The 3120-nt window shown below is 61.3% G+C and carries 2 rRNA genes; both read left to right on the top strand.

Annotated elements, in window-relative coordinates:
- Nucleotides 1-47 precede the first annotated feature (47 nt).
- Nucleotides 48-2878: ribosomal RNA gene (locus C943_RS21160) — 23S ribosomal RNA — on the top strand.
- Between the two features lie 134 nt (nt 2879-3012).
- Nucleotides 3013-3118: ribosomal RNA gene (rrf, locus tag C943_RS21155) — 5S ribosomal RNA — on the top strand.
- Nucleotides 3119-3120 lie beyond the last annotated feature (2 nt).

Genomic DNA, 3120 nt, shown 5'->3' with positions numbered 1-3120 from the left:
TTGGGGTCCCGTCGGGCGCCGTGCCCGGCAAAAGGGGGCACGGCGCGAAGCAAGTAGAGAAGGGCGCACGGGGGATGCCTGGGCTCCACGGGGCGAAGAAGGACGTGCCAAGCTGCGAAAATCCGCGGGGACCCGCAAGGGGGATCGATCCGCGGGTGTCCGAATGGGGCAACCCATCCCGCGAGGGATATCCCGGCTGATGCCGGGAGGCGAACCCGCCGAACTGAAACATCTAAGTAGGCGGAGGAAGAGAAAACAACAGTGATTCCGTGAGTAGCGGCGAGCGGAAGCGGAACAGCCCAAACCCGGGCGGTCAAGGCCGTCCGGGGGTAGTAGGACCCGCGTGGTCCCGCGCGAATGCGACCCGAAGCGCCTGGGAAGGCGCGCCGCAGGGGGTGATAGTCCCGTAGGGGAAGCATGGACGCGGGCGCGGGTATCCTGAGTAGGCCGGGACGGGAGGAATCCCGGCTGAATCCGCCGGCACCATCCGGCAAGGCTAAATACTGCGTGGAGACCGATAGTGTACCAGTACCGTGAGGGAAAGGTGAAAAGTACCGTGAACAACGGGGTGAAACAGAACCTGAAACCGTGCGCCTACAAGCGGTCGGAGTCCCTTAGGGGATGACGGCGTGCCTTTTGCATAATGAGCCTACGAGTTGCTCCTCGCCGGCGAGGTTAATTCCGTTGACGGAAGGAGCCGGAGCGAAAGCGAGTCCGAAGAGGGCGTCGAGTCGGCGGGGGCAGACGCGAAACTTTGTGATCTACCCATGGGCAGGCTGATGCTGCGGTAACGCGCAGCGGAGGGCCGAACCGATAAGCGTTGAAAAGCTTCCGGATGACCTGTGGGTAGGGGTGAAAGGCCAATCAAACTGAGAAATAGCTCGTACTCCCCGAAATGCCTTTGGGGGCAGCGTCGGCGTTGGGGCCGCGGAGGTAGAGCTACCGATAGGACTAGGGGGAGTCGCATCCTACCAAATCCTGACGAACTCCGAATGCCGCGGCCTTTTGCCGGCAGTGAGGGCCGGGGTGCTAAGGTCCCGGTCCGAGAGGGAAAGAACCCGGACCCGCCGCTAAGGCCCCTAAATCCGCGCTAAGTTGGGCAAAGGCGGTCCAGCTGCAGAGACAGCCAGGAGGTTAGCTTGGAAGCAGCTATTCCTTTGAAGAGTGCGTAACAGCTCACTGGTCGAGCGGCAGGGCGCCGATGATAAACGGGCATCAAGCGCGGTGCCGAAGCGAGGGACTGCACTTGTGCAGTGGTAGGGGAGCATTCCAAACCGCGGCGAATGCGCATGGCGATGTGCGCTGGAGCGTTTGGAAAAGCAAATGTAGGCATGAGTAACGACAAGGCCGGCGCGAAACCGGCCCACCGATAGACCAAGGTTTCCTGATCAACGCTAATCGGATCAGGGTCAGTCGGGGCCTAAGGCGCACCCGTCTAGGGGAGGCCGATGGACAACTGGTCAACATTCCAGTACACCGCGCGCGATGGAAGCGACGCGTCCGTGTACCCGGTGCGCACTGACGGAATAGTGCGTTGAACCGCGCGGAAGCGCGGGATAGTACGCGGGGGCCACGGCCGAAGCGACAATCCGGGGAGGCGGGCGCCAAGAAAAGCGAGCGCGCGGTCCCGTACCGCAGACCGACACAGGTGGTCAAGGAGAGTATCCTGAGGTGCTCGGGTGAATCATGGCCAAGGAACTCGGCAAAATTGCCCTGTAACTTCGGGAGAAGGGGCGCCCCCTGCGAGGGGGGCCGCAGTGAAGAGGCCCAGGCGACTGTTTAGCAAAAACACATGGCTTTGCGAACCCGGAAGGGGAAGTATAAGGCCTGACACCTGCCCGGTGCCGGAAGGTTAAGAGGGGATGTCACCGCAAGGGAAGCATTGAATCGAAGCCCCGGTAAACGGCGGCCGTAACTATAACGGTCCTAAGGTAGCGAAATTCCTTGTCGGGTAAGTTCCGACCTGCACGAATGGTGTAACGATCTGGGCGCTGTCTCGGCCATGAGCCCGGTGAAATTGTAGTCACGGTGAAGATGCCGTGTACCCGCAACGGGACGGAAAGACCCCATGAACCTTTACTGCAGCTTAGCGTTGGTGCCGGGCGGACGGTGTGTAGGATAGGCGGGAGGCCGTGAACGAGAGTCGCCAGGCTTTCGGGAGCCGCTGTTGAAATACCGCCCTCCGTCCGTCTGGCCCCTAACCCCCCGAGTGGGGGGACACCGCTTGGCGGGTAGTTTGACTGGGGTGGTCGCCTCCAAAAGGATAACGGAGGCTTCCAAAGGTACCCTCAGCACGCTTGGTAACCGTGCGCGGAGTGCAATGGCATAAGGGTGCTTGACTGTGGGGCCGACAAGCCGAGCAGGGTGGAAACACGGGCATAGTGATCCGGCGGTACCGCATGGAAGGGCCGTCGCTCAAAGGATAAAAGGTACTCTGGGGATAACAGGCTGATCTCCCCCAAGAGCTCATATCGACGGGGAGGTTTGGCACCTCGATGTCGGCTCGTCACATCCTGGGGCTGGAGAAGGTCCCAAGGGTTCGGCTGTTCGCCGATTAAAGTGGCACGCGAGCTGGGTTCAGAACGTCGTGAGACAGTTCGGTCCCTATCTGTTGCGGGCGTGGGAAGTTTGGGGAGCTCCGACCTTAGTACGAGAGGACCGGGTCGGACCGACCGCTGGTGTGCCGGCTGTGGTGCCAACCGCACCGCCGGGTAGCCACGTCGGGAAGGGATAAGCGCTGAAAGCATCTAAGTGCGAAACCCCCTCCGAGATGGGACTTCCACAGAGGGCCGTCGGAGACGACGACGTCGATAGGCCGCAGGTGTAAAGCCAGCGATGGCAAAGCCGAGCGGTACTAATAGCCCGAAAGCTTGCGTCCGCGGGACCGCCGCATATTCGGAAAGGCATGTCTGAAAAGACTCAAGACTTGGGACACAAGACTCAGGACAGAAGATATTTTCCCCGAAAGGGGGCTGTAACAGGCCATACGTGGCACATGGTACAGAAAGACTAGGCGGCCGAGCGCAGGGGCCCCACCTCTTCCCATCCCGAACAGAGAAGTTAAGCCCTGCAGCGCCGATGGTACTGGGGTCGCACCCGGGAGAGTAGGCCGCCGCCACA

The sequence above is a fragment of the Mariniradius saccharolyticus AK6 genome (genome assembly GCF_000330725.2).
In the GTDB taxonomy this organism is placed as follows: domain Bacteria; phylum Bacteroidota; class Bacteroidia; order Cytophagales; family Cyclobacteriaceae; genus Mariniradius; species Mariniradius saccharolyticus.
Note: the sequence above shows the minus strand (reverse complement) of the source record. Positions and strands in the feature narration are given on the sequence as shown.